20 protein-coding genes are annotated in these 25123 nt (G+C 67.3%); 12 read left to right on the forward strand and 8 right to left on the reverse strand.

All coding sequences use genetic code 11. From position 1 onward, the window contains the following. Positions 1 to 124: 124 nt before the first annotated feature. The 7 genes from SAZ01S_RS18870 to SAZ01S_RS18900 form a co-directional block, all read right to left on the reverse strand. Complete coding sequence (locus SAZ01S_RS18870) at positions 125 to 928, reverse strand: LytR/AlgR family response regulator transcription factor (protein WP_084583824.1); 804 nt, start codon at positions 926 to 928, stop codon at positions 125 to 127. Beyond that, complete coding sequence (locus SAZ01S_RS18875; protein WP_174596154.1) at positions 925 to 2064, reverse strand: sensor histidine kinase; 1140 nt, start codon at positions 2062 to 2064, stop codon at positions 925 to 927. Before SAZ01S_RS18875 ends, SAZ01S_RS18870 begins: the two co-directional genes overlap by 4 nt. Positions 2065 to 2153: 89 nt before the next feature. Beyond that, positions 2154 to 5465 carry a TonB-dependent receptor gene (locus tag SAZ01S_RS18880; protein ID WP_084583825.1) on the reverse strand — a complete coding sequence of 1104 codons (3312 nt, stop codon included), beginning with the start codon at positions 5463 to 5465 and terminating at the stop codon, positions 2154 to 2156. Positions 5466 to 5611: 146 nt separating this feature from the next. After that, entirely contained in the window at positions 5612 to 7738 is a 2127-nt protein-coding gene (gene ligA / locus SAZ01S_RS18885; RefSeq protein ID WP_084583826.1) for an NAD-dependent DNA ligase LigA, read from the reverse strand. A 32-nt stretch (positions 7739 to 7770) separates the two neighbouring features. Further along, complete coding sequence (locus tag SAZ01S_RS18890) at positions 7771 to 8286, reverse strand: hypothetical protein (RefSeq protein WP_084583827.1); 516 nt, start codon at positions 8284 to 8286, stop codon at positions 7771 to 7773. Then, a complete protein-coding gene (locus SAZ01S_RS18895; protein ID WP_084583828.1) occupies positions 8283 to 8783 on the reverse strand; it encodes a hypothetical protein in 501 nt (166 codons plus the stop codon). Before SAZ01S_RS18895 ends, SAZ01S_RS18890 begins: the two co-directional genes overlap by 4 nt. Continuing rightward, positions 8783 to 9025, reverse strand: coding sequence for a helix-turn-helix transcriptional regulator (locus SAZ01S_RS18900; RefSeq protein ID WP_167693208.1), 243 nt, complete (start codon positions 9023 to 9025; stop codon positions 8783 to 8785). The genes SAZ01S_RS18895 and SAZ01S_RS18900 overlap by 1 nt, the downstream gene beginning before the upstream one ends. A gap of 110 nt (positions 9026 to 9135) precedes the next feature. Between SAZ01S_RS18900 and SAZ01S_RS18905 the strand changes: the two genes are divergently transcribed. The 8 genes from SAZ01S_RS18905 (at position 9136) to SAZ01S_RS18940 (ending at position 17676) form a co-directional block, all read left to right on the forward strand. Continuing rightward, a complete protein-coding gene (locus SAZ01S_RS18905; RefSeq protein WP_084583829.1) occupies positions 9136 to 10302 on the forward strand; it encodes an MBL fold metallo-hydrolase in 1167 nt (388 codons plus the stop codon). 50 nt (positions 10303 to 10352) lie between these two features. Further along, positions 10353 to 10808 (forward strand): hypothetical protein, encoded by a 456-nt coding sequence (locus tag SAZ01S_RS18910; protein WP_084583830.1) that lies wholly within the window; start codon positions 10353 to 10355, stop codon positions 10806 to 10808. A gap of 63 nt (positions 10809 to 10871) precedes the next feature. Beyond that, entirely contained in the window at positions 10872 to 13067 is a 2196-nt protein-coding gene (gene uvrB, locus SAZ01S_RS18915) for an excinuclease ABC subunit UvrB (RefSeq protein ID WP_084583831.1), read from the forward strand. Between the two features lie 75 nt (positions 13068 to 13142). Then, on the forward strand, positions 13143 to 13397 hold the full coding sequence (locus SAZ01S_RS18920; RefSeq protein WP_084583832.1) for a type II toxin-antitoxin system HicA family toxin: 255 nt from the start codon (positions 13143 to 13145) through the stop codon (positions 13395 to 13397). Further along, positions 13394 to 13627, forward strand: coding sequence for a type II toxin-antitoxin system HicB family antitoxin (locus SAZ01S_RS18925; protein ID WP_084583833.1), 234 nt, complete (start codon positions 13394 to 13396; stop codon positions 13625 to 13627). Before SAZ01S_RS18920 ends, SAZ01S_RS18925 begins: the two co-directional genes overlap by 4 nt. A gap of 89 nt (positions 13628 to 13716) precedes the next feature. Continuing rightward, positions 13717 to 14859, forward strand: a complete 1143-nt coding sequence (locus SAZ01S_RS18930; protein ID WP_245825011.1) for a glycoside hydrolase family 5 protein — start codon at positions 13717 to 13719, stop codon at positions 14857 to 14859. A gap of 81 nt (positions 14860 to 14940) precedes the next feature. After that, positions 14941 to 15462: a hypothetical protein gene (locus tag SAZ01S_RS18935; RefSeq protein WP_084583835.1), complete on the forward strand. Its 522-nt coding sequence runs from the start codon at positions 14941 to 14943 to the stop codon at positions 15460 to 15462. A gap of 525 nt (positions 15463 to 15987) precedes the next feature. Continuing rightward, on the forward strand, positions 15988 to 17676 hold the full coding sequence (locus tag SAZ01S_RS18940; protein ID WP_084583836.1) for a putative bifunctional diguanylate cyclase/phosphodiesterase: 1689 nt from the start codon (positions 15988 to 15990) through the stop codon (positions 17674 to 17676). Here SAZ01S_RS18940 and mutS read toward each other — a convergent pair. Then, a complete protein-coding gene (gene mutS, locus SAZ01S_RS18945; RefSeq protein ID WP_084583837.1) occupies positions 17673 to 20252 on the reverse strand; it encodes a DNA mismatch repair protein MutS in 2580 nt (859 codons plus the stop codon). The genes SAZ01S_RS18940 and mutS overlap by 4 nt on opposite strands. A 110-nt stretch (positions 20253 to 20362) precedes the next feature. Between mutS and SAZ01S_RS18950 the strand changes: the two genes are divergently transcribed. The 4 genes from SAZ01S_RS18950 to SAZ01S_RS18965 all read left to right on the forward strand — a co-directional run bounded on the left by SAZ01S_RS18950 (position 20363) and on the right by SAZ01S_RS18965 (position 25066). Further along, a complete protein-coding gene (locus SAZ01S_RS18950) occupies positions 20363 to 21910 on the forward strand; it encodes a hypothetical protein (RefSeq protein ID WP_084583838.1) in 1548 nt (515 codons plus the stop codon). 92 nt (positions 21911 to 22002) lie between these two features. After that, complete coding sequence (locus SAZ01S_RS18955) at positions 22003 to 24258, forward strand: NADP-dependent malic enzyme (RefSeq protein WP_084583839.1); 2256 nt, start codon at positions 22003 to 22005, stop codon at positions 24256 to 24258. Beyond that, a complete protein-coding gene (locus SAZ01S_RS18960; protein WP_084583840.1) occupies positions 24258 to 24689 on the forward strand; it encodes a hypothetical protein in 432 nt (143 codons plus the stop codon). Before SAZ01S_RS18955 ends, SAZ01S_RS18960 begins: the two co-directional genes overlap by 1 nt. Next, complete coding sequence (locus SAZ01S_RS18965; RefSeq protein WP_245825013.1) at positions 24686 to 25066, forward strand: VOC family protein; 381 nt, start codon at positions 24686 to 24688, stop codon at positions 25064 to 25066. The genes SAZ01S_RS18960 and SAZ01S_RS18965 overlap by 4 nt, the downstream gene beginning before the upstream one ends. Positions 25067 to 25123: the final 57 nt, after the last annotated feature.

A 25123-nucleotide genomic window follows, 5' to 3' on the forward strand; every position in this document is an offset into this window, starting at 1 on the left:
GCTCCCTCCCTCTCCCACAAGGGGAGAGGGAATTGGGCGCCATTTCTCCCTCTCCCCTTGTGGGAGAGGGAAGGGGCCCGCCGCCAAAGGCGGTGGGAAGGGTGAGGGGGATGCCCCCCAAGACTCAGTGGACGAAGCGCGCCACCACGTCACGATAGGAGCGCGACACCTTCACCTGCGCGCCCGAATTGAGCACCAGGAAGCATTCGCCATTGGTGTGCGGCTTCACCTGGCGGACCAAGTCGAGATTGACGATCGTCGAGCGGTGCACCCGCTGAAAACGGCGCGGATCGAGCCGCTTCTCCAGATCCTTCATCGTCTCGCGCAGGATCAGCGTGTTGTCGCCGGTATAGATGCACATATAGTCGCCGGCCGCGTCGATCCGCTCGATCGTGTCGACGTCGACGCGGAAGATCTGGCCGCGATCCTTGATGTTGATCAGCTTCTCGAAGCGGTTCGAGGCCGGCTCGGTGCCGTCGGTGGCGGCCATTTCGTCGACCGCGTCGGGCGCCACTTCGGCGAGCACTTCCTTCAGCTTCTCCACTTCCTCCACGCCGCGCTTCTCGGCGAGGCGCTGGCGAACGCGGTCGAGCGTGTCGGCAAGGCGGGCCGGTTCGACCGGCTTCATCAGATAGTCCACCGCCTGCGCCTCGAAGGCGCGGATGGCGTGGTCCGAATAGGCGGTGACGAAGACGAACAGCGGCGGTTCGACCTCCATCAGCCCCTGGATCACCGAGAACCCGTCAAACCCCGGCATCTGGATGTCGAGGAAAACAAGGTCCGGCTTGTGTGTCTTGATCGATCGGATGGCTTCGCGGCCATTGGAGCATTTGTCGATGATTTCGACATCCTCATGCTCCTGCAGCCGGAGCTCGAGCCCCTGAATCGCCAGGGATTCGTCGTCAACGAGGATGGTACGGATGGTCATGCGGCCTCTCGGTTCGGTTCCTCAAGCTGGAACGGTATTTCGATCTCAACGCTGAAACCTTCCCCGGGTTTCGTTCGCGTCTCGAAACGATGGTCAGGCCCGAAAGCCTGCGCCAGACGTTCCCTGATATTGGCGAGCCCCACGCCGGTGGAGAGCGTCGGCCTCGGACGCGCTTCGATCAATCCCGGACCCGTATCGGACACGGCGATCTGCACCCTATCGCCGGTGAGCCGAGCCGAAACGATGATGTCGGCGCCGTCCTCCTGCGTGCTGACGGCATATTTGATCGCGTTTTCGACCAGAGGCTGGAGCAGCAGCGACGGCAGCCGGCCCTTGGCGACGCGCGGATCGAGGTCGAAATGCATGCGCAGCCGCTCGTCGAAGCGCATCTTCTCGATCTCGAGATAGAGCTTCAGCGTCTCGATCTCCTGCGCCAGCGTGACGTGCGCGGTCGGCTCGTTGGCCAACGTGTAGCGCAGGAAGGAGGACAGGCGCGACAGCATGATGTTCGCCTTCTCGGTCTGCTTGAGCAGCACCAGCGTCGAGATCGAGTTGAGCGTGTTGAACAGGAAATGCGGGTTGAGCTGGTAGCGCAGCATCGCCAGCTGCGCGCTGGACGCCTGGTTCTCCAGGATCTGCATCTGGTCGATCTGCTGCTCGACGATCAGGTAGAAATTGATCCCGAAATACAGCGCCGACCAGCCCGCGAGCACGGTGAAGGTGAGGAAGCTGTAGCCCACCACCCGCGCCACGGTGATGCCGGGCTCGGCCGCGGTGAAGGAATAGGTGAAGGCCTCCAGCACGGCATAGATCAGCGTCGCTGCGCCCAGGGTGGCGAGGGTCAGCAGCACCGCCGGGATGCGCGGCAGGCGCCGGTAGAAGCCGTAGAGCGCGGACAGCAGCAGCGTCAGGCAATAGCCGACGATCGCCTCGATGATCGCCTTGATCAGCGCCTCGGCCGAAAGGCCGTTCGAGATCGACGAGACCGAGCGCAGCAGCAGATAGCCGCTCCAGCCGGTCGCCTGCAGAATCCAGAAGGCGCGGCCCTTGTCTTCGAAGAAGGGGCGCGAAAACAGATCGGGCTGGGGAAGGCCCAGCGTTCTGGCGCGCGAGTGAGGAAGCGAAGTCTTTGCCACCCGGCGGCTTTATCATCGCGGCAGCGAGCGGGCAAAAAAAATGCCGGGCGCTTGGGGCGCCCGGCATTCTTGAAGGGTTGTCGTGCCGCTTAGAAGCTGAAGCGGGCGCCGACGCGGATCGCGTAGAGCGACGAACCGTTCGTGGTGATCAGATCGTCCGCGAGGTTCTGCGACGAGGTCGGCTGCGAGTAGAGATACTGGCCGCACGGGTTGGTGCCGCTCGCCACGCAGGCCACCCGCACCACCGACTTGTAGTAGGGGAAGGCGGTGCGGAGCTGCTGGCCCCAGCGCGGGTTGATAAGGTTGGTGAAGTTCTCGATGTCCGCGAACACCGAGACCCGCGAGCCGAGGAACGCCGGGACTTCCTGCTCGACGTGCAGGTCGACCTTGGTGAACCACTTCGAGCGGAAGGCGTTACGCGGCGCGATCTGGCCGCGATAGTTCTTCAGCCCGCTCGAGGCGATCAGCGATTCCACCGCCGTCTGCGTGGCCTGGTCGGCATAGACGACACGGGTGTCGTTCACCTGCGGCACGTAGAACAGGTAGCGGTTGTTGTTGCCGACGGTACCGAACACGTTCCCCGCCTGGCCACGGCCATTGGCTTCCTGGAAGGTGTAGCTGAACGGCGAGCCGCTGCGGGTTTCACCGAACAGGTCGATCCGGGTCTTGTAGTCGCCGAAGAACGCGTGGTCGAACGACACGTTGTACTTGAACGAGCTGCGGACCTCGTCGTTCGAGTGGCCATAGCCGCCGAAGTTCGGATCGAAATAGGCGCCGTTGTTGTAGATCGACGAGGCGATCGACGAGGTCAGGCCGCCGGCATCCTTCACCCACTGATAGGTGTAGCTGCCGCCGATGCCGAGACCCCAGTCGAAGTCCTTGCGGAAGTGGACCACGCCCACCCAGCTGCGGCCCTTGTCGGTGTTGGTCAGCAGATAGTCGCCGTTGGTGTCGGTCGGGTTCGCAGTGATGATGCTCGCATAGCGCGGGCGGCCGTCCGGCGTGGTGGTGCCGTTCTGCCGCGAGCGGATGTCGGTCACGATCACCTGGTTGCGGACCTTCGAGTACAGACCGTCGACGCCGAAGTTCCAGCCCTCGCCCAGTGCACCCAGCGGACCATCATAGTTGACGGACAGCGTGGCGCGCAGCTGCGACGGCAGCTTGAAGTTGGGATCCAGCGCGTTGAGCGTGGTCAGCGTGTTCGGGTTCGAGGTGAGGCCGGCTGCTGCGGTCTGCAGCGCGGTGTTGGCCGCTGCCGGGATGGTGTTGATGTTGACGTTCTGCAGGATCGACTGCGCAGCCGCGTTGGTGATGTTGTTCAGCTGGTAGATGCCGCCATCGGTCTGACGCGCCGAAATCGAGGTGTTGAGCACGCCCGTGTTCGAGAACGAGTTGCCGATATAGACGTCCGGCGAACCGCCGCCGAAGATCGCCACGCCGCCGCGGACGGAGACGTGGTTGACCGGCGTATAGTCGAAGCCGAAGCGCGGCTGGAGCAGACCGCGACCGCTGACGAAGCTGCTGTTCGAGAAGCCATAGCGGTTCGAGAAGACCGGGTTGGCCGCCGGGCGGGTGTGGCCGCCGAACAGATCGTAGCGCACGCCCATCGTCAGGTTCAGGTCCGGCGTTGCCGCCCAGTTATCCTGCAGGCCGAAGGTGTAGGTGTCGTACGAGAACTTCGCCGCCGCATCGTTCGGGTTGAGGCTGCCAGCGTTGTTGTAGCTGAACGACTGGGCGTTGCCAGTGGCGAAGTCGAGCAGCGAGTCGAAGTAATAGGTGCCCGCCGACGGGTTCACGAAGAGGTTGTAGTTCTTCGTGTGCTGGTATTCGGCCAGCATGCGGAAGGTGTGCGAACCGGCGCGCAGACGGCCGAGGAACGAACCGCCCCAGGTCTCGACCTTCAGGATGTTCGACTGGCTCGGACCGCCCGGGCCGATGATGACCTGCGGGGTGTTGCTCGGGCACACGGTGCTGGCATTGGTGGTGACGCTGGTGCCGTTGTTGCTGCGATCCGAAACCGGCGCGGTGCAGATGCTGAACTGCGCGGCGCGGCCCATCAGCGGGATCTGGCCGCTGTTGTACTTCTTGTAGAGCGCGCGAATTTCGGTGGAGAACTGGCTGCTCCACTCCGAGTTCAGCTGCGCGACGCCGGCATAGGTTTCGTTCGGCTTGGTATAGGCGTTCGACGCCAGGCCCAGCGAGGTGGTGCTGGTGGTCGTCGGGACGATCAGCTCGTCCTTGGTGTAGATGCCGGTGAGCGCGAGGCGCTGCGTGTCCGAGATGTTGGCGTCGATCTTGGCGACGACGCGGTCGTCCTTGTCACCATTGTTCCGCAGGATGCCGCCGGCATTGTAGCCGTACTTGCTCTGGGCGAGATCCTGGATGGCCTTGACGGTGGCCGAGGTCAGCCCGGTGACCGGGTTGCCGGCATTGTCGTCGACCGTGCCATAGGTGATCGGCAGGCTGGCGCGGACGCGCTCGGCGGCGACCATGAAGAACAGCTTGTCCTTGATGATCGGGCCGGACAGTTCGGCGCCGAAGTCCTTCGAGGTGAAGTTCGGCTGCACGATGCGGCCGGCGGTGTTCTTCACATAGGGCTTGGTGCGATGGCCGGTCAGGTCGTCGCTGTTATAGGTGTAGAAGCCGGTGCCGTGGAACTGGTTGGTACCCGACTTCAGGATCGCGTTGACGACGCCGCCCTGGAAGAAGCCTTCGCGGATGTCGTACGGCGCGACCTTGGTTTCGAACTGGCCGATGGCGTCGAGCGGCACCGGACCGCGGCGCGAGGGCAGCGCGTCGGGGTTCAGGCCGAAGCTGTCGGTGATCGGCACGCCGTCGATGGTGAAGCGGTTGAAGCGCGGGTTCTGGCCGGCGAACGAAACCTGGCGGCCGGTCGACGAGCTGGTGTCGAGCGTGGCGAACGGATCGCGGCGCATCAGGTCACGAATGTCGCGGTTGACCGAGGCGACCTTCGAGATGTCCTGCGCGGTCAGCGTGGTGGTCGGGCCGGTGGCGCGCGAACCGGCGCCGCTCACCGAGCGCGCGGTCACAACCAGCTCGGCGCCGCCGCTGGCGTCGGCGACTTCGACCGGCAGCTCGAACGGCTGGCCGGCGAGCGTGAAGATGTCGGTGATCGTCTTGTTGCCCGACGCGCTGGTCACTTCAACGGTGTAGGGGCCGCCGGCGCGCAGACCGGAGAAGGTGAAATTGCCCTGCGAATCCGCCTTGGTCGACGAACGCGTGCCCGAGGGAACGTGCGTGGCAACCAGCGTCGCGTCCGCAATCGGCGCGCCATTGGCGGTCACGGTGCCGCGGATCGTCGAGGTGGTTTCCTGCGCGTGCGCGGCAACCGGAACAACCAGCGCGGCCGCAGCCACGCTTGCAAGATAGTGCATTCGCATCGAGAGTTCCCTTTTTTAGCCTGTGGCTACCAGTCGTGGCACTTCGCGCGCCATCTGTCCGGCTGCCCCCCTGCTCGGCTTTCTTTGCGAAATTGTGACAATGAACGCCAGCTTAATGTTCGATGATGGTGCGTTGCAAAAACACATCACTCCGAAGCGTTTACGATCTCTAGCCAATCCGCTTCGCTGATCACCCGGATGCCGAGATCCGCTGCCTTTTTGAGCTTCGACCCGGCGCCCGGCCCGGCGATCACCAGATCCGTCTTCGCGGACACCGACCCCGAAACCCGCGCGCCCAGCCGCTCGGCCTGTGCCTTGGCCTCGTCGCGGCTGACCGCCTCCAGCGTGCCGGTGAAGACGAGCGTCTTGCCGGTTACTTCCGAGTCGCGCGATTCCACCACGAACGGCGGGGGCGCGACTTCGCCGAGCAGATCGAGCCAGGCGGCGCGATTGTGCGGCTCGTGGAAGAAATCGGCCAGCGCATGGCCGACGGCCGCGCCGACATTCTCCACGCCGATCCGCTCGGCGATCGCCTTGTCGAGCCGGGTGCGGTGCTTCGCTTCCGTCTCGCCGAGCTGCGGCTGAGTCGCTTCGCGCAAGCCGATCAGCTCGTCCGCCAGCGCCTCGAGCGCGGGCAGGGTGACATAGCGCTTGAGCAGGTCGCGCGCGGTGATCGCGCCGATATGACGGATGCCGAGGCCGAACAGCAGCCGGGCGGCATCGGGCGCGCGCTTCGTCTCGATCGCGGCGAGCAGGCTGTCGACCGACTTTTCCTGCCAGCCTTCGCGGCCGAGCAGCGCCTTGCTGTGCTGCGCTAGGCGGAAGATATCGGCCGGCTCGGCAATCCAGCCCAGGTCGAGCAGTTCGATCAGCGTCTTCTCGCCCAGCCCGTCGATGTCGAGCGCGCCGCGGCTGACGAAATGCTTCAAGCGCTCCAGCCGCTGCGCCGGGCAGATCAGGCCGCCGGTGCAGCGGACATCGACTTCGCCTTCCTCGGCGACGGCTTCGGACTGGCAGATCGGGCAGTGGGTGGGGAAGTGCCAGTCGGCGCGCGGCTCGTCGCGCGTCAGGTTCTCGACGATCTGCGGGATGACGTCGCCGGCGCGCTGGAGCACCACCCGGTCGCCGGGACGCACCCCCAGTCGCGCGATCTCGTCGGCATTGTGCAGCGTCGCGTTGCTGACGACGACGCCGCCCACCGTCACCGGCTCCAGCCGGGCGACCGGGGTAAGCTTGCCGGTGCGGCCGACCTGGATGTCGATCGCCTGCAGCGTGGTCTGGGCGCGCTCGGCGGGGAATTTGTGCGCGAGGCCCCAGCGCGGCGCGCGGCCGACAGTGCCCAGCCGCTCCTGCCAATCGAGTCGGTCGACCTTGTAGACCACGCCGTCGATGTCGAACGGCAGGTCGGCGCGGCGGGTCTCGATCGCGCGGTACTGGGCGAGCGCGTCTTGCAGCGTGGGCGCGCGGACGAACAGGTCGGAGACCGGGAAGCCCCAGGCGCGAATCCGGTCGATCGCCTCATATTGCTTGTCGGCGAGCGGTTCGCTCAGTTCGCCCCAGCCCCAGGCGAGGAAGCGCAGCGGCCGCGTCGCGGTGACGGCGGCGTCCTTCTGGCGCAGCGAGCCGGCGGCGGCATTGCGCGGATTGGCGAACTGGCGGGCCTCCTTGCCGGTCTCCTCGGCTTCGAGCAGCAGCCGGGCATTGAGCGCGGCGAAATCGGCCTTGGCCATATAGACTTCGCCGCGCACCTCGCAGACCGGCGGGGCGCCTTCGATGCGATGGGGGATGTCTCGAATCGTGCGGACATTGGGGGTCACGTCCTCGCCGATGCGGCCGTCGCCGCGGGTGAGCGCCTGGACGAGGTCGCCATTCTCGTAGCGCAGCGAGCAGGACAGGCCGTCGATCTTGGGCTCGGCGGTGAGCTCGATCGCAGCATCGTCGGGCAGCTTCAGGAAGCGGCGGACGCGGCCGAGGAAATCGGCGATGTCCTCGTCCGAAAAGCCGTTGTCGAGGCTGAACATCGGCCGCGCATGCGCGACCTTGGCCAGCGGGCCCGAGGGCGTGGCGCCGACCTGGCGCGAGGGCGAATCGGCGCGGACGAGATCCGGGAAGGCGGCTTCGAGCGCGGCATTGCGGCGGACCAGCGCGTCGAACTCCGCGTCGCTGATCTCGGGCGCGTCCGCGTCGTGATAGCGGCGGTTATGGTGCGCGATCTCGGCGGCGAGGCGTTCCAGCTCGGCGGCGGCGTCTTCGGGCGTGCGGGGCAGCGTCATGCCCCGCAGCTAGGGGAAGGACGCGCGGCGGATCAAGCCTCCTCCTCGGCCGGGTCGAGCGGGCGGGTGGCCCAGCTGGCGTAGAGGGTGGGGGCGGCGCCGTAGAGCGTCATCAGGAAGAAGGCGCAGCCCATGGCGCGGAAGCTGATGTCGGACGCCGACCAACTGCCCAGCGCGGCGGCTGCGCTGATGCCCCAGAACAGCGCCAGTCCCGCGAAGCCCATGGTCGCAAATCCGACGAGGAAAGCGCGACGGCGAAGATCGCGGTCCCATTCGTCGACATATTCCACGGTGCCCCAAGGCTTCAGCGGGCCGAATAGTGGACAAAAGGTGGCAATCACGAAGCTGCACGTCAGCAGGGCGTGGCCGACATATGCCTGCCTCGCGGTGGAGAGGAACTCGATCCCCAGTCCGGCAAGGGCTAGCGCCAGCGATACCACCGGTGTCCAGCGCAGCAGGCGGCGGCGCGGCGCGCCTTCGGCGAGCGAAGGAATGCCGCTGCGGCGGGAAAGGTCGTCCAGCGTGACGATGAAGCGGTTGGTCCTCATAGATCCTCCTCAACGTCGCCCTTCGGCGGCAGCGGCACCAGGAATTCGGCGAAGAGCACCGGCAGCGCTGCGCCGATGCAGGTTACGATGACCGCGAGGCTCGCCCATTGCTGCCATGATCTTGGCGATGGAGCGCCGAAGCGGGTGGCGTAGGCAAGCCAGGCCAGGCCGCACACCAGCAGTGCCAGCACCACCCGATAGCTGTAGCTAGAGGCGCGTTGCAGCATGTCCCGCTCACATTCGTCGAACACGGACAGACCGCGCGGCGTCAGCCAACTGTCCCTTCCGAACGGCGAGATGCGGATACCGAGGATGACGGGGAACAGCACCCCGGCTTCGAAACCCCAAAGCGTATCGGGCGCCACCAGCGGGAACATGCGTGCCACGGCATATCCGGCGGCGATCAGGATGCCTGCGACCAACACCCAACGGGTCGAGCGCCGGCGCCGCTGGCTCGCATGTCTGTCGCCCGTCCATTTGCGCGAATCATACCGCATCACGCGTCTCCCGCCCGGCGCAGTGCAACTGCCACGGGTTCGAAGGGGTCGAAGGAAAAGAGCAGTTCCACCGGCACGCCGAACACGCGGGCGATCCGCATCGCCAGTTCGAGGCTGGGCTTGTAGTCGCCGCGTTCGAGATAGCCGATGGTCTGCGGGTTCACCGCCACCGCTTCCGCCAGCGCGCGCCGAGTCATGCCGGATTCGGCACGGAACAACGCGATGCGATTGTGGATGATCATGGAACTATCGCTCCGGCCATTCGATTCGTTGTGTATACACAACAAATGTGCAGGTCAATGCCCGGCCGGACAGGCTTGATCTGCAGCGGCGCGGTTGCGAGAGAGGGTGGATGGCGATGGCAAGGACGTTTGCGCGCTGGCTGATCGCCGCGCTGCTCTGGATCGTGGTGGCCCTGTGCCTATTCATGACGCTGGTCCCGCCGTTCCTCGACCGCATCTACTATCGCGGCCCGGAGACCGGGCATTTCGACGGCGCGCATTTCGCCAATCCCGACGGCGAGACCGCGCCGGCGCCGGCGCTCGCCTTCCTGTTCCTCGCCCACCGTGCGACGAGCGCCGCGCGGCAGCCGGCCTGGCCGGCGAGCGTGCCCGTCACGCAAGGGCATCCGCCGGCGCGGGTGGACGGGCAGGCGATGAAGGTCACCTGGATCGGCCATGCCAGCGTGCTGATCCAGACGGAGGGCCTCAATATCCTCACCGATCCGGTGTGGAGCGACGTCGCCGGGCCGTTCGGCATCGGGCCGCGGCGCGTCGCGGTGCCCGGCGTGCGGCTGGCGGACCTGCCGAAGATCGACCTGATCGTGGTCAGCCACAACCATTACGACCATCTCGACCTCGCCACGCTCAAGACGCTGTGGCAGCGCGACCGGCCGCTGATCGTCACCGGCCTGGGCAACGACAGCGTGATCGGGCAGGCGGGCGTGCCGGCACGCGGGCTCGACTGGGGGCAGCGGCTGGCGCTCAAGCCCGGTGTCGACGTGGTCGTCACCCGCAACCACCATTGGAGCAGCCGCTGGTTTGCCGATCGCAATCGCGCGCTGTGGTCGAGCTTCGTGGTGACGCTGCCCGGCGGCAACCTGTTCTTCGCGGGCGACACCGGCTGGGGCGACGGCAAATGGCCGGCCGAGGCGGCGGCGCTGGGGCCGGTGCGCTTCGCGGCGATTCCCGTCGGTGCGTTCCGCTTCAAGCCGGGGCAGATGGCGGCGGACGCGCATATCGGCCCGCGCGACGCGATCCGGGTGTGGGACGGGCTTGGCCGGCCCTGGGCGCTGCCGATCCACTGGGGAACCTTCCGCCTTTCCTGGGAAGCCTATCGCACCCCGCCCGACATGCTGGCGGCGATGCTGCGCTGTGGCGGGGCGGGTGCCGATCGCTTCGTCGATCATCCGCTCGGGCAAAGTTTCGACGTGCCGGCGATCGGCACCCCGCCGCCCGCGCCGAACGACCAGGGCATCGCGGCATGCCGTGCCGCGGGGCACTTCGATCGGTTCCGCTGAGGTTGAGCCGCTTCGGAACCGTTCCTAAGAAGGGGCAGGGACGGGGAAGCATGCACGACGCGACCGGCGCGGAGCGCCATTTCGAAACGAACGGCGCGCGCCTTGGCAAGGCGCTGGCGACCGGCAGCGGCCTGGGCGGGCTGCTGATCCTGATGCTGCTGATCGCGGCGGGGCAGCGTGCGCCGCTGGCGCTGCTGGCGGGCTGGGCGGTGGGCACGCTGCTTGCCGGCATGGCGCTTGCGGCAGTCGGCGGCCCGATCTGGCTGGTCGTGCATGCGATCGGGCTGCGTCGTGGCCGCTATGCGGCGCTGGTGACCGGGTTGCTGGGGCTTGGCCTGTTCGCCGGCGCGCAGAGCGGCGTCGGCATGTTCAGCCTGGCCCCCATCGATACGCGCAGCTGGCTTCTCGGGCTCGCGTTCAAGCTCGCGCAGGCGGTGGCGGTGACGCTGCTCGCCGCCGGCATCGGGCTGGCGATGTGGCGGATCGCCTACCGCCCAACACCCTGATCGCCCAAGTTCCTGATCGCAACGCCGCTTTTCAGACGGCGCCCAGCACCCCATATTCCGGCCATGGCGATCCAGATCCGGACCAACCTTGCCGAGCCCGAGACGGGGCAGGCGTTCATCCCCCACCGCCCGCAGCGCCCGGAAAAGGCGGAGGGCGGCAAGAAGTTCAAGCTCGTCTCCGAATACCAGCCCTCTGGCGACCAGCGCTTCGCGATTCCGGAGCTGGTCGAGCAGGCGCGGGCGGGCGAGCGCGACCAGGTGCTGCTCGGCGTCACCGGATCGGGCAAGACCTACACCATGGCCAAGGTCATCGAGGAGCTGCAGCGCCCCGCGTTGATCCTCGCGCCGAACAAGATCCTCGCCGCGCAGCTCTATGGGGAGTTCAAGAACTTCTTCCCCGAGAACGCGGTCGAATATTTCGTCAGCTATTACGATTACTACCAGCCCGAGGCCTATGTGCCGCGGTCGGACACCTATATCGAGAAGGAAAGCTCGATCAACGAGGCGATCGACCGGATGCGCCATGCCGCGACCCGATCGCTGCTGGAGCGCGACGACGTGATCATCGTCGCCTCGGTCTCGTGCCTCTATGGTATCGGCTCGGTCGAGACCTATTCGGCGATGATCTTCGACCTGAAGAAGGGCCAGGTGGTCGACCAGCGCGAGATCATCCGCAAGCTGGTCGCGCTCCAGTACAAGCGCAACGATGCCGCCTTCGGGCGCGGCGCCTTCCGCGTGCGCGGCGACAATCTGGAGCTGTTCCCCTCGCACTATGAGGATACCGCCTGGCGGATCAGCTTCTTCGGGGACGAGATCGAGGAGATCGTCGAGTTCGATCCGCTCACCGGCAAGAAGGTGGCGAGCCTCGATTATGTCCGCGTCTATGCCAACAGCCACTATGTGACGCCCGGGCCGACGCTGAAGCAGGCGATGGAGGCGATCCGCCACGAGCTGACCGAGCGGCTGAAGGAACTGGAGGCCGAGGGGAAGCTGCTGGAGCTGCAGCGGCTGGAACAGCGCACCAATTTCGATCTGGAGATGATCGCGGCGACCGGCTCTTGCGCAGGCATCGAGAATTACAGCCGCTTCCTCACCGGTCGCCTGCCCGGCGAGCCGCCGCCCACGCTGTTCGAATATCTGCCGGAGAACGCGCTGCTGTTTGTCGACGAGAGCCACCAGACGATCGGCCAGATCAACGGCATGTCGCGCGGCGACCACAAGCGCAAATTGACGCTGGCCGAATATGGCTTCCGCCTGCCCAGCGCGATCGACAACCGGCCGCTGCGCTTCAACGAATGGGACGCGATGCGGCCGCAGACCACCTATGTCTCGGCCACCCCCGGCGACTGGGAGATGGAGCGCACCGGCGGCGTGTTCGTCGAGCAGGTGATCCGCCCCACCGGGCTGATCGACCCGCCGGTGGAGATCAGACCCGTAGAGGAGCAGGTGCAGGACCTGATCCAGGAGTGCAAGGCGACCGCGGCCAAGGGCTATCGCACGCTGGTGACCACGCTCACCAAGCGCATGGCCGAGGACCTGACCGAGTACATGCACGAGGCGGGCGTCAAGGTCCGCTACATGCACTCGGACACCGAGACGCTGGAGCGCATCGAGCTGATCCGCGACCTGCGGATGGGCGTCTACGACGTGCTGATCGGCATCAACCTGCTGCGCGAGGGGCTCGACATCCCCGAATGCGGGCTGGTGGCGATCCTCGATGCCGACAAGGAAGGCTTCCTGCGCTCCGAGACCTCGCTGATCCAAACGATCGGCCGCGCCGCGCGCAACGTCGAGGGGCGGGTGATCCTCTATGCCGATCGCATGACCGGCAGCATGGAACGCGCGCTCGCCGAGACCGGCCGCCGCCGCGAGAAGCAGATGGCGTATAATCTCGAACACGGGATCACGCCCGAAACGGTCAAGAAGAATATCGGCGACATCATCGCGCATGTCGCCTCGAAGGACGGTGTGACGGTGGAGATCGATGCCGATCGCCCGCACATGGTCGGTCACAATCTGCGCGGCTATATCGAGGAGCTCGAGAAGAAGATGCGCGACGCCGCCGCGAACCTGGAGTTCGAGGAAGCCGGCCGCTTGCGCGACGAGATCCGCGCGCTGGAAGCGGAGGAACTCGGGCTACCCGAAAGCGAACGCAAGGCGCCGGTGATGGGGCGGTCGAACGAAGGCAAGCCGGGCACGCGGAAGACGCGGTACGGGAAGCAGACCAAGACGAAGTTCGGCGGGCCGCGGCGGGGGTAGTTCTGACGGCGGTAACCAGCGATCTGTTCGTCGAGGAAGACGTGTGGCAGTCTGAAATGGCCACACGAGGAAGCGATGGTCCGCATTTCCAGGTTGTACGCGCATCTGCTGAATGACCCCCGAGCTACGCTGCCGTTCCGCGATTTCGAGCGCCTCCTTGAAGCGTTCGGCTTCTCCCTAGATCGCACCAAGGGCAGCCATCGCCAATATGTGCATCCGGCGGTGCCCTTCGTCCTCACCGTTCAACCGGACGGCAAGGACGCCAAGCGCTATCAGGTGCGCCAGTTTCTTGATATGGTCGCCGAGTTCGGATTGAGTATGCAAGAATGAGCGAGCCGCATTACAACATCAATCTCCTCTGGTCGGACGAGGATGGGTGCTGGATCGCCGACGTTCCCGACCTGCGCTATTGCACGACCCATGGCGACACGCCCGAGGTTGCCCTCGCCAATGTTCGCGAAGCCATTGCCGGTTGGCTGGAGGCGGCGGCGGCAAACGGCGTGCCAATTCCTGAGCCGCGATACCGGCCCTCGATCTATGCAGCGCGCTTCGCCGCCTGAGTTTTCCCGCAAGCAATTGATTTAGCCGCTTCGTTGGGCGATCCTCCCTCCGGATCCGGGCATACCGGAACGGCGAGGGAGAGGGTAGGATGCGCGCACGCGGCATGGCGGCAGGCATTGCGATGGCGGCGCTGTGCGCCTGTGGCGGCGGAGGCTCCGCAGGGGGGACGGTAACGCCGCCCGTTTCCGCGCCGGCGCCGGCGCCGACACCGACTCCCACTCCGGCGCCTACGCCCACGCCGACGGCGACCAGCGCCGGCTACACACCCGCTGCCGCCTTTCGCCCGACCACCGGCGCCGCCATCCCGATCGGCAAGTGCGTCAACATGGGCAACCATCTGGAGGCGCCCAACGAAGGCGATTGGGGCCGCGCGATCGTCGATGCCGACTTCACCATCATCAAGTCGGCCGGGTTCGACACGATTCGACTGCCCGTGCGCTGGTCCAACCATGCGCTGGCTGCCGCGCCTTACACGATCGACGCGACGTTCCTCGCTCACGTCCGCCACGTTGTGGATACCGCCCGCGGCGCCGGGCTGAACGTGCTGCTCAACCTGCACCATTATGAGGAAATGGCCACCGCGCCCGCCGCCCATGCCGAGCGCTTCGCGATGCTGTGGAAGCAGATCGCCGCCGCCTTTGCCGACGAACCCGAGGCGAGCGTGTGGTTCGAGCTGATGAACGAACCCAATGGCGCCCTCAACGACAGCAACCTGCTGGCCATCCTCACCCCCGCACTGGCGCAGGTGCGCGCAACCAACCCGACGCGGCCGGTGATCATCGGCGGGCAGAACTGGAGCGGCGTGTCGTCGCTCGCGACGCTGCAACTGCCCGACGATCCACGGCTGGTGGTGACGATCCACACCTATGATCCGTTCGACTTCACGCACCAGAACGCGACCTGGCTAGCGCCCGGCAGGGTGCCGCCGCTCGGTCGGACGTTCGGGGGTGCCGACGATCTTCGTGCGCTCGATGCCAATCTGGCGACGGTGCGCGGCTACATGCAGCGAACCGGCCGGCAGGTGTTCGTCGGCGAATATGGTGCCAATGACGATCCCGGTATCCCGCTGGCGCAGCGTGTCCTCTACTACGGCACCGTCTCATCCGCTTATGCCTCGATCGGCGTGCAGAGTTGCGCCTGGGCCTATGCCAACACCTTCCGGCTGCGCGACGGTGCAGCGTGGCTGCCCGGGATGGTCGAGGCGATCCGGACCACCGCGACACTGCAATAAGCGCCGGGCTGCGGTAAGCCGCGGCGGGCGTGCGAGCGGCGGTGGTTGAGACGGCGGCCGCAGTCGCCCATAAGCGCGGCCATGCGTTTGCTTCCCCTGTTCGCCGGTGTCGGCCTCGCCGCGCTTGCCGGCTGCGTGCCCGCTCCGTCCACGCCGCCGCCTGCGCCCGCACCACGGCCCGTACCGGTGCCGGTCGCTGCGCCGCCGCCCGCCCCGGTGCTCGGGGCCGACTGGCGCGACTGGCCGCTGACCCCGGGGGACTGGCGCTATCGCGCGGCAAGCGCGAGCTATGGCGCTGCCGGTGTCGCGCCGGTCGCAACGCTGCGCTGCGACCTTGGCACCCGGCAGGTGACGCTCTCGCGCGCCGGCACCGCCCCTGCGACGCTGACCCTCCGCACCACCAGCGCGGTGCGCGCGCTGTCTGCCACGCCGGATCCGCGCTCGCCCGGCATGCTCGCCATCACCTTCGCGGCGAGCGACAGCTTCCTCGACGCGATCGGCTACAGCCGCGGGCGGTTCGTGGTAGAGGGCGGTGGCCTGCCGACGCTGGTGATTCCGGCCTGGCCGGAGATCCTGCGGGTGGTGGAGGATTGCCGCAAATAAGGTGCGCGACGCACCCGTTCGGCCCAGACTTCCAGAATCGCACCGATAAAAATCTTTTACAAGACTTGTTCTGCGACTCAGGCATGTCCTACATGTCAAGTGTGTCGAGAGGCACAGGCTCTTCAACAAGCGAAAGGAGGTGATCCGATGTCTCATGGTTCAGCAGTGAGGTCGGTTCAGTTCGTTCGGGAGACGCGCCGCTGAGCTTGCCGCGCGGATGGAAGCCCTCCATCCGTGGTGCCGTGCGGGAGGTATCCTCCTCCAATCAACGCCGGCAGCTGCAAGCGAAGCGGCCCGCATGGTCTCCCGGGCTGGAGCGCTCCGGCCGCTGACCATGTCGGGGGTCGTCGGGTACCCTGGATAGGGGCCCGGCGACCTCTTTCATTTTGGCGCGCGCGCATCGGGGACGCGCCCGTGCATGGTTAGCAAAACCTTTCGTCCGCGATATGGACATGCCCCAACTTGGCCGCGCGCGAGTCGCGCAGGCACAGTGCGACGCTCCAGGGATACGTAGCGGAGCGCCGGATGGGGCAGCATGATCAGGGAAACGCGACCGCCGCGCGGGACACCTGCTTCCGCACGATGCTGGAGGCACTGCCGTCCCCCGTCCTCGTCATCGATCGCTCGGATCGCATCGTCGATGTGAACGCCGCATTCTGCGCGCTGTGCGGCAACGATCGGGACTATTGGCTGTCCACCCCGAACGAGAGCTATCTTTCCCCGGAGCAGCTCGCGCGTTTCACCGCCGAGCATGCCCAGGTGTTCGCAACCGGCGAGGATCTGGAGACGGAAGAAGTGGTGGTCGGCCACGACGGTACGCTGCGCAGCGTCGTCACCCGGCGGCGGCGGATCGAATGCGAGGGCGAGCCGCTGGTACTGACGGTGCTCACCGATGTCACCGCTCTGCGCGACGCGGAAACCCGGGCGCGCTACCTAGCCCAGCATGATCCGCTTACCACGCTGCCCAATCGGACCGGGCTCAACGAGCAGCTCGGCGCGCTGCTGGCGTCACCGTCGCCGTCGCCCGTCGCGCTGCTGCTGATCGACCTCTACCAGTTCAAGGACATCAACGATGCGTTCGGCGATTGCGTCGGCGATGCCCTGTTGCGGGGTTTCGCCTACCGGCTCGCGGGTATTGCTCGCGAGCCGGACCGGGCGGCGCGCACCGGCGGCGATACCTTCGCGCTGCTGATCGACGACTGCCCGGATGCAGCGGCCGCCGCCGATGCGTGCCGCCAGGCCCTGGCACTTGCAGAGGCGCCGTTCGCCAGCCCTGCCGGCGCGGTAACGCTGGGCCTTTCCGTCGGCTGTGCCTGGGCCGAGCCGGGCGTGACCGCGGCGGAGCTGCATCGCCGCGCCGAGTTTGCGCTCTACGAGGCCAAGCAGCAGCCGGCCAACGCCTTCTGCCTGTTCGATGCAGCGCTGGCCGAAGAGGTGCACACGCGCCGCACGCTGAAGGCGGATCTGCGGGCGGCGCTGGCGGCGGGCGACCAGCTCGACGTGCACTATCAGCCAGTGATCGATGCCAGCGGCACCCGCGTGGTGGGCGTGGAGGCACTGGTGCGCTGGCACCATCCCACGCGCGGTCTGATCCCGCCGGCCAGCTTCATCCCGATCGCGGAAGCGAATGGCCTGATCGTGCCGCTCGGCGAATGGGTGCTCGATCGCGCGGCGGCGATGATGGCGCGCTTCCCCGATATCGCGCTGGCGGTGAACCTGTCGCCGATCCAGCTGCGCAGCCCGGACATCGACACCCACATCCTCGCGATCCTGACGCGCCATGGCATGCATCCCCGGCAGCTCCAGCTCGAAGTGACCGAAAGCGCCATGCTCGCGGTCGACGCGCTGGTCGAGACGCGGCTGGCGCGGCTGCGCGCGGCAGGCGTGCAGCTGGTGCTCGACGATTTCGGCACCGGCTATTCGAGCCTCGCGCACCTCCACAAGCTGGCGATCGATCGCGTGAAGATCGACCAGAGCTTCGTCCGCGAACTCGGCAGCTCGCAGGACGCGCGGGCGATCATCCAGGCGGTGCTGGGCATCGGCCAGTCGCTGGGCATCGGCGTCACCGCGGAAGGCGTCGAGGACGAAACGCAGCAACTGTTCCTGCGCGCATTCGGCTGCCACGAGTTCCAAGGTTATCTTTTCTCGCGGCCGCTGGCGGCGCGGGATGCCGTGACCTTCCTCGAGGCGCGAACTGAACGGGCTGCCGCCTAAGCCTCTTTCGCCAGCCCCTTCAGCCGGTACAGCACGTCCAGCGCCTCGCGGGGGCTGAGCGCGTCGACGTCGATCGACTCCAGTTCGTGACGCAGCGCGTCGACCTTTTCCTCCTCGGCATGCGCGGCGGCGGCGAACAGGGGGAGGTCGTCGAGGCCCGCGGCGAGGCCGCCGGTCTTGGCGCGGCCGGCTTCCAGCTTGTCGAGCACCGCCTTGGCGCGCTTGACCGTGGCAGGCGACATGCCGGCGAGCCGGGCGACGGCGATGCCGTAGCTGCGGTCCGCCGGGCCCTCGGCCAGCTCGTGGAGCAGGACCAGTTCGCCCTTCCATTCGCGGGCTCGGACATGGTGGAGGGTGAGGGCATCACAGCGTTCGGCCAGCCGGGTGAGCTCGTGATAATGGGTCGCGAACAGGCAGCGGCAGCGATTGTCCTCGTGGATTGCCTCCACCACTGCCCAGGCGATCGCGAGCCCGTCATAGGTGGAGGTGCCGCGGCCGACCTCGTCGAGGATCACGAAGCTGCGCGGGGTGGCCTGGGCGAGGATCGCGGCGGTCTCGACCATCTCGACCATGAAGGTCGAGCGGCCGCGGGCGAGATTGTCCGAGGCGCCGACACGGCTGAACAGCCGGTCGACCAGCCCCAGCGTCGCGCGGGTGGCCGGGACATAGCTGCCGGCCTGCGCCAGCACCGCGATCAGCGCGTTCTGGCGCAGGAAGGTCGACTTGCCGCCCATGTTGGGGCCGGTGACCAGCCACAGGCGCGAATCCTCGGAAAGCCGGCAGTCATTGGCGACGAAGCGGCCACCGGCGCGGGCCACCGCGGCTTCCACCACCGGGTGGCGGCCGCCCTCGATCTCGAAGCAGCTATGCTCGACCAGATCGGGGCGCGCCCAGCCGCCTTCGGCCGCGCGTTCGGCGAGGCCGGCGGCAACGTCGATCCGGGCGAGGGCATCGGCGGTGGCGGCGATCGGCTCGCGGCGGGCCAGTGCCTCGCCGGTGAGGTCCTCCAGATGCGCGGCCTCGGCGGAGAGCGCATGGGCGCCGGCCTGGGTCACCTTCACCGCCACGTCGTGGAGTTCGGGCGCATTGAAGCGGACGACGCCGGCCAGCGTCTGGCGATGGGTGAAGCCGCTGTCTGGCTTCATCAGCGCGTCGGCCGAGCGGGCGGGCACCTCGATATGATAGCCGAGCACGCCGTTGTGGCGGATCTTCAGCGCCGAAATGCCGGTGCGGGCGCGATACTCGCCCTCCAGCGCGGCGATGGCGCGGCGCCCGCCGGCGCCGGCATCGCGCAGATCGTCGAGGGCGGCGTCATAGCCCTCGGCGATATAGCCGCCATGCGCCGCGTCGACCGGCGGTTCGGGCACCAGCGCGCGGGTCAGCAGGTCGATCAGCGCGCCGTGCCCGCGCAGCTGGGGCGCGAGTTCGCGGAGCAGGGGCGGCGCGTCGGCGAGGCGATCGAGCCGCTCGCCGAGGCGCCAGGCGCCGTCCAGGCCGTCGCGAAGCTGGCCGAGATCGCGGGGGGAGCCGCGCCCGGCAGCAAGGCGGCCGAGGGCCCGCCCGATATCGGGCAGGGCGCGGAGCGTCGCGCGGATATTCTCGCGCAGACCGGCATCGTCGTGGAACAGCGTGACGAGATCGAGCCGCGCGTCGATCATCGCGCGATCCATCAGCGGCGCGGCGATGTCGGCGCCGAGCAGGCGGGCACCCGCGCCGGTGACGGTGCGGTCGACCGCGTCGAGCAGGCTGCCCTTGCGCGTTCCGGCGGCGCTGACGGTGAGCTCCAGGCTTTCGCGCGTGGCGGCGTCGATCGCCATCGCCGCCTCGGCGCGGCTGACGCGCGGCGGGCGGAGGAAGGGCAGCGAGCCCTTGGCGGTGTGCTCGAGATAGGCGACCAGCCCGCCCGCCGCCGCAAGGCCCGCGCGCGAGAACTGGCCGAAGCCGTCCAGCGTCGCGACGCCGAACAGCCGCTTCAGCCGCGCCTCGCCGCCCGTGCTCTCGAAGTCGAGCTTGGGGCGGAGCGCGGTCGCCAGTTCGGCAAAGTCGGTCACGTCGCAGGCGATCGTCTCGGCGGGATTGAGGCGGGCGAGCTCGGCGCCGAGCCGGGCCGCATCGGTCTCGATCAACTCGAAGCGGCCGGTGGAGATGTCGGCGCAGGCGATCGCGACGCCGCCGCCCGCTTCGCCCACCGCCGCGCACCAATTGGCGCTACGGCTGTCGAGCAGCGCCTCCTCGGTCAGCGTGCCGGCGGTGACGACGCGGATGATCGCGCGCGACACCAACGCCTTGGAGCCCGCACGCTTCTTGGCTTCCTCGGGCGTCTCGGTCTGGTTGGCGATGGCGACGCGGTGGCCGGCCTTGATCAGCCGGGCGAGATAGGCCTCCATCGCGTGCACCGGCACGCCGCACATCGGGATCTTGTCGCCCTCATGCTCGCCGCGCGAGGTGAGCGCGATGTCGAGCACGCTGCTCGCGATCTTGGCGTCGTCGAAGAACAGCTCGAAGAAATCGCCCATGCGGTAGAACAGCAGGCAATCTCCCGCCTCTTCCTTGAGCGCGAGATACTGGGCCATCATCGGAGTTGGGGCGGCAGAGGACATCGGCCCTCGCTACCGGAAGGGCGGGGGGCGGCACAACCGCCGCCATGGGGTGACGCTGGTGGAAACTGGGGATAAGGCGCGGGGCCATGACCTTCTTTTCCGCGCAGGCGGGCAAGGCAGCTGTGCTGCGCTGGCACTGGATCCTGCTGCTGTCGCTGCTCTCGACCCTGCCCTTCCTGTTCGTGCGGGTGCCGCCGCTGGTCGACGTGCCCGGCCATATCGGGCGGTTCGCGGTGCAGCTGGCGCCGGCGGACAGCATCCTCCACCGCTATTTCGTCTTCGCCTGGCGGCCGACGCTCAACCTGGGTGCGGACCTGATCGTCCAGGCGCTGCACCCGTTGCTGGGGCCGGTGGCGGCGATGTGGCTGGTCTGCGCGGCGGTGCCGGCGCTGACCGTACTGGGGCTGCTGGCGGTCACCCGGCGGCTGAACCCGGGCGGCGCGGCGGCGCTGCCCTTCGCGCTGCTGTTCGTCTACAACGATTCCTTCCTGTGGGGCTTTGTCAACTATGCCCTGAGCGCGGCCTTGTCGCTGTGCGGCTGGGCGCTGTGGATGGTGCTGGAGCGACGCAAAGTCCTGCGGGCGCTGGTCTTTGCGCTGTTCGCCCCGGCGCTGTTCTTCGGGCATGGCGAGGGCGGGGCGCTGCTGCTGCTCTGGATCGCCGCTTGGGAAGCGGAGCGTATCGGGCGCTGGTGGCAGCCGCGCGGCCTTGCGACGCTCGCGGCCACGCTCTGGCCGTTCCTGTTCGTCGCGGCGCCGGTGCTGCTCTCGGCGGGCGGGGACAGGGGCGGCAAGACCGTCTGGGATTTCCCCGGCAAGATCGATGCGCTGTTCAACATGCTGCGCGACCAGAACATGGCGTTCGACCTGGCGAGCTTGGGGGCCGCCTTTGCCGTGCTACTCTATGGCCGGCTACGCGGCGCGCGGCTGGCGCGGGGCGGCAGGCTGGCGGTGTGGGCAAGCTTCGCCTTGTTCCTCGCGGCGCCCTACCAGCTTTCGGGCACCGCCAATGTCGATGCACGGCTGATCGCGCATGCGATGATGCTGGCGCTGGCGCTGCAGGACTGGAGTCGCGTGCAGCGCCGGCCGCGCGGCTGGGTGGCGGCGGCGGGCATGGCGCTGCTGGTGCTGCGCTTCGGCGTCACCACGGCGAGCTTTATCGGCTATGGCCAGCGCTATCACCGCGAGCTGCAGGCGCTCGACCATGTCGCGCGCGGCAGCCGGGTGCTGAACCTCACCCTCGCCGATTGCGGCGTGCGCGCCTGGCGCAACCCGCGAACGACGCATCTTGCCAACCTCGCCACGCTGGAGCGCGATGCCTGGGTCAACGCGCACTGGGCGGTGAAATCGATCCATCTGCTGGAGTCGCGCTATGCGCCGCCGGGCTTCGCCACCGATCCGTCGCAGCTCGTCTCGCCCCCCGATTGCGTCGGCACCACCGGGGCGGGCCGATACCGCTACACCATTGCCCAGCGCCTGCCGACGCTGCCGCTCGACCGGGTCGACTATCTCTGGCTGATCGATGTGACGCTGCCGCCCGGTCCGCGCGATGCGCGGCTGGTGCCGATCTGGCGCTCCGGGAGCAGCACATTGTACGCCATTCATCCTATTAAACGGACGAAATACGGGACGTAGGGGAAAGCGCGGAAATCACCTTCTGCGGTTTGCAATCGCTGCTTCGTGCTGCTTTAGGGGCGCAAACAGTCCGAGAATTAGGAGCCGAGCGGATGGCCGAAGAGAGCAACGTCCAGTTTTCCGATCGCGAAGCACTTCGCTACCACGCCGAGGGCCGCCCGGGTAAGATCGAGATCGTCGCCTCCAAGCCGATGGCGACCCAGCGCGACCTGGCGCTGGCCTATTCGCCCGGCGTCGCGGTGCCGGTGCTCGCCATCTCCGAAAATCCTGCGACCGCCTATGATTACACCGCCAAGGGCAACCTGGTCGCGGTGATCTCGAACGGTACCGCGATCCTGGGCCTGGGCAATCTCGGCGCACTGGCCTCGAAGCCGGTGATGGAAGGCAAGGCGGTGCTGTTCAAGCGCTTCGCCGACGTCGACTCGATCGATCTCGAGCTGAAGACCGAGGATGTCGATCGCTTCATCGACGCGGTCGAACTGATGGAGCCGAGCTTTGGCGGCATCAACCTGGAAGATATCAAGTCTCCCGAATGCTTCGTGATCGAGCAGACCCTGCGCGAACGCATGAACATTCCGGTGTTCCATGACGACCAGCACGGCACCGCGATCATCGCCGCCGCCGGCCTGATCAACGCGCTGTACCTGACCGGCCGCGACATCAAGACGACCAAGATCGTGGTCAACGGCGCCGGCGCCGCGGCGATCGCCTGCACCGAGCTGATCAAGGCGATGGGCCTGCCCAACGACAATCTGCTGATGTGCGACCGCACCGGCGTGATCTACCAGGGCCGCGAAGGCGTGAACCAGTGGCAGTCGGCGCATGCCGCCAGGACCGATCGCCGCACCCTGGCCGAGGCGCTGGAAGGCGCCGACGTGTTCCTGGGTCTCTCGGCGGCCAACGCGCTGCCGGCCGAGCTGCTCGAGAAGATGGCGCCCAAGCCGATCATCTTCGCGATGGCCAACCCGGACCCCGAGATCACCCCGCCCGAGGCTAAGCGCGTGCGCCCGGACGTGATCATCGCCACCGGCCGTTCGGACTATCCGAACCAGGTCAACAACGTGCTGTGCTTCCCGTTCATCTTCCGCGGCGCGCTCGACGTTCGCGCGACCGGCATCAACGACGCGATGAAGGTCGCCGCTGCCCGCGCGCTGGCCGAACTCGCCCGCCAGCAGGTGCCCGAGGAAGTGGCGAGCGCCTATGGCACCTCGCACAGCTTCGGACCCGACTATATCATCCCGACGCCGTTCGACCCGCGGCTGATCGAGATCATCCCCTCGGCAGTGGCGCAGGCGGCGATGGATTCGGGTGTGGCGACGCGGCCGATCATCGACATGACGGCGTATCGCCAGCAGCTGCGCGCGCGGATGAATCCGACCACCTCGGTGCTCAGCATGGCCTATGAGGGCGCCCGCGCCCAGCCGAAGCGCGTCATCTTCGCCGAGGGCGAGGAAGAAGTGGTGCTGCGCGCCGCGATCGCCTTCCAGGAAGGCGGCTATGGCACCCCGGTGCTGGTCGGCCGCGAGTCGGTCCATGATCAGCTGCGCGCGCTCGGCGCCAACCCCGATCATTTCGAACTGCACAACAGCGTCAATTCGCCGCTGGTCGAGGAGATGGTCGAAACGCTGTACAAGCGCCTCCAGCGCCGCGGCTATCTCCACCGCGATTGCGAGCGCATGGTCAACCGCGACCGCAACATCTTCGGCTCGCTGCTGCTCCGCATGGGCCATGCCGATGCGATGATCACCGGCGTCACCCGCACCTATGCCGAGACGATGCGGCAGGTGCGCCGCGTGATCGATCCGGTGGAAGGCCGCACGCCGTTCGGCATCCATGTGCTGGTCGGCCAGTCGCACACCGTGTTCATCGCCGACACCACGGTGAACGAGCGCCCGAGCGCCGAGGAACTGGCCGACATCGCCGAACGCACCGTGCAGGTCGCCCGGCGGATGGGGCATGAGCCGCGCGTGGCGCTGCTCAGCTACTCCACCTTCGGCAATCCCGAGGGCAAATGGATCGACAATATCCGCGACGCGGTGAAGGTGCTCGACGCGCGCGGCGTGTCGTTCGAATATGAAGGCGACATGTCGCCGGACGTGGCGCTGAACCCGAAGCTGCTCGCCAACTATCCGTTCGCGCGCCTCTCCGGCCCGGCCAACATCCTGATCATGCCGGGCCTGCAATCGGCCAATATTTCGGCCAAGCTGCTGCGCGAGCTGGGCGGCGATTCGATGATCGGCCCGATGCTGATCGGCATGGAAAAGCCGGTCCAGATCGCGCCGATGACCGCGACCGCCAGCGAGCTGGTGACGCTGGCGGTGCTTGCCGCGGGCGAAATCGCCCGCTGATGTCCGTCGACCTGGTCGGGCCGCTGGTCTCGCGCGAAACGCTCGTGCTGGCTCCGGTGCTCGGCATCTACCTGCTGGTATCTGCGGTGGGGTTCCTGCGGTTCCCCACCGCGGTTGCCGATTTCTCCCGTGACCTTTGCCGGCATCCGGCGTCGATGCATGCCGTCGGCGCGGTCGCATTGTTCGTCGGCGCGAGTATCGTCTCGTTTCATCGCCACTGGGGCAATCCCACCGAACTCCTGGTGACGGGGACGGGCCTTTGGTGGGCCTTGGAAGGGGCCGGCATGTTGGCATCCCCCGCCGCTGTGGTTCGCGCAATGCAGAACCCTCGCTACGTTCCCACCATGCGCGCGCTTCAGTGGGGTGCGCTGCTGGTCGGCGCCTACCTTCTATGGGTGGGCATTTTCGGCAGCGCGGAGTCGGCGAGGTGAGGATCGACTGCATCGATCATCTGGTCCTCACCGTCCTCGACGTCGAGGCGAGCCTTGCCTTCTATGCCCGCGTGCTCGGCATGACGCCGCAGCGCGTGGACGAGGGACGGGGTGCGCTCCATTTCGGCAGTCAGAAGATCAATCTCCAGCAGCTGCACGTGGGCGTGGATCGGAACACGCGGCACCCGACACGGGGTGCCGGCGATTTCTGCCTGCTGACCCGCACGCCGATCGAGGCGGTGATGGCGCATCTCGCCGTGCAGGGCGTGGCGATCATCGAAGGGCCGATCGAGAGGACCGGCGCCCGGGAGCCGATCCGATCGGTCTATTTCTACGATCCCGACGAGAATCTGGTCGAAGTCGCCAACCAGCTGTGAGAGCGCTCGGAGACCGTTTGGAAATTCGCGAAAGAGCGAATTTCAAGGCTGCACCGG

Origin of the sequence: Sphingomonas azotifigens NBRC 15497, from assembly GCF_002091475.1 — a bacterium.
Taxonomy (GTDB): Bacteria; Pseudomonadota; Alphaproteobacteria; order Sphingomonadales; family Sphingomonadaceae; genus Sphingomonas; species Sphingomonas azotifigens.

Bases quoted from the DNA above. Each gene is read 5' to 3' on its own strand.
- SAZ01S_RS18900 (WP_167693208.1), bottom strand. From the start codon at position 9,025: ATGATCATCCACAATCGCATCGCGTTGTTCCGTGCCGAATCCGGCATG.
- SAZ01S_RS18920 (WP_084583832.1), top strand. From the start codon at position 13,143: ATGGTCCGCATTTCCAGGTTGTACGCGCATCTGCTGAATGACCCCCGA.
- SAZ01S_RS18905 (WP_084583829.1), top strand. From the start codon at position 9,136: ATGGCGATGGCAAGGACGTTTGCGCGCTGGCTGATCGCCGCGCTGCTC.
- SAZ01S_RS18940 (WP_084583836.1), top strand. From the start codon at position 15,988: ATGGGGCAGCATGATCAGGGAAACGCGACCGCCGCGCGGGACACCTGC.
- SAZ01S_RS18870 (WP_084583824.1), bottom strand. From the start codon at position 928: ATGACCATCCGTACCATCCTCGTTGACGACGAATCCCTGGCGATTCAG.
- mutS (WP_084583837.1), bottom strand. From the start codon at position 20,252: ATGATGGCCCAGTATCTCGCGCTCAAGGAAGAGGCGGGAGATTGCCTG.
- SAZ01S_RS18930 (WP_245825011.1), top strand. From the start codon at position 13,717: ATGCGCGCACGCGGCATGGCGGCAGGCATTGCGATGGCGGCGCTGTGC.
- SAZ01S_RS18935 (WP_084583835.1), top strand. From the start codon at position 14,941: ATGCGTTTGCTTCCCCTGTTCGCCGGTGTCGGCCTCGCCGCGCTTGCC.
- SAZ01S_RS18895 (WP_084583828.1), bottom strand. From the start codon at position 8,783: ATGCGGTATGATTCGCGCAAATGGACGGGCGACAGACATGCGAGCCAG.
- SAZ01S_RS18890 (WP_084583827.1), bottom strand. From the start codon at position 8,286: ATGAGGACCAACCGCTTCATCGTCACGCTGGACGACCTTTCCCGCCGC.
- SAZ01S_RS18910 (WP_084583830.1), top strand. From the start codon at position 10,353: ATGCACGACGCGACCGGCGCGGAGCGCCATTTCGAAACGAACGGCGCG.
- uvrB (WP_084583831.1), top strand. From the start codon at position 10,872: ATGGCGATCCAGATCCGGACCAACCTTGCCGAGCCCGAGACGGGGCAG.
- SAZ01S_RS18960 (WP_084583840.1), top strand. From the start codon at position 24,258: ATGTCCGTCGACCTGGTCGGGCCGCTGGTCTCGCGCGAAACGCTCGTG.
- SAZ01S_RS18880 (WP_084583825.1), bottom strand. From the start codon at position 5,465: ATGCGAATGCACTATCTTGCAAGCGTGGCTGCGGCCGCGCTGGTTGTT.
- ligA (WP_084583826.1), bottom strand. From the start codon at position 7,738: ATGACGCTGCCCCGCACGCCCGAAGACGCCGCCGCCGAGCTGGAACGC.
- SAZ01S_RS18950 (WP_084583838.1), top strand. From the start codon at position 20,363: ATGACCTTCTTTTCCGCGCAGGCGGGCAAGGCAGCTGTGCTGCGCTGG.
- SAZ01S_RS18955 (WP_084583839.1), top strand. From the start codon at position 22,003: ATGGCCGAAGAGAGCAACGTCCAGTTTTCCGATCGCGAAGCACTTCGC.
- SAZ01S_RS18925 (WP_084583833.1), top strand. From the start codon at position 13,394: ATGAGCGAGCCGCATTACAACATCAATCTCCTCTGGTCGGACGAGGAT.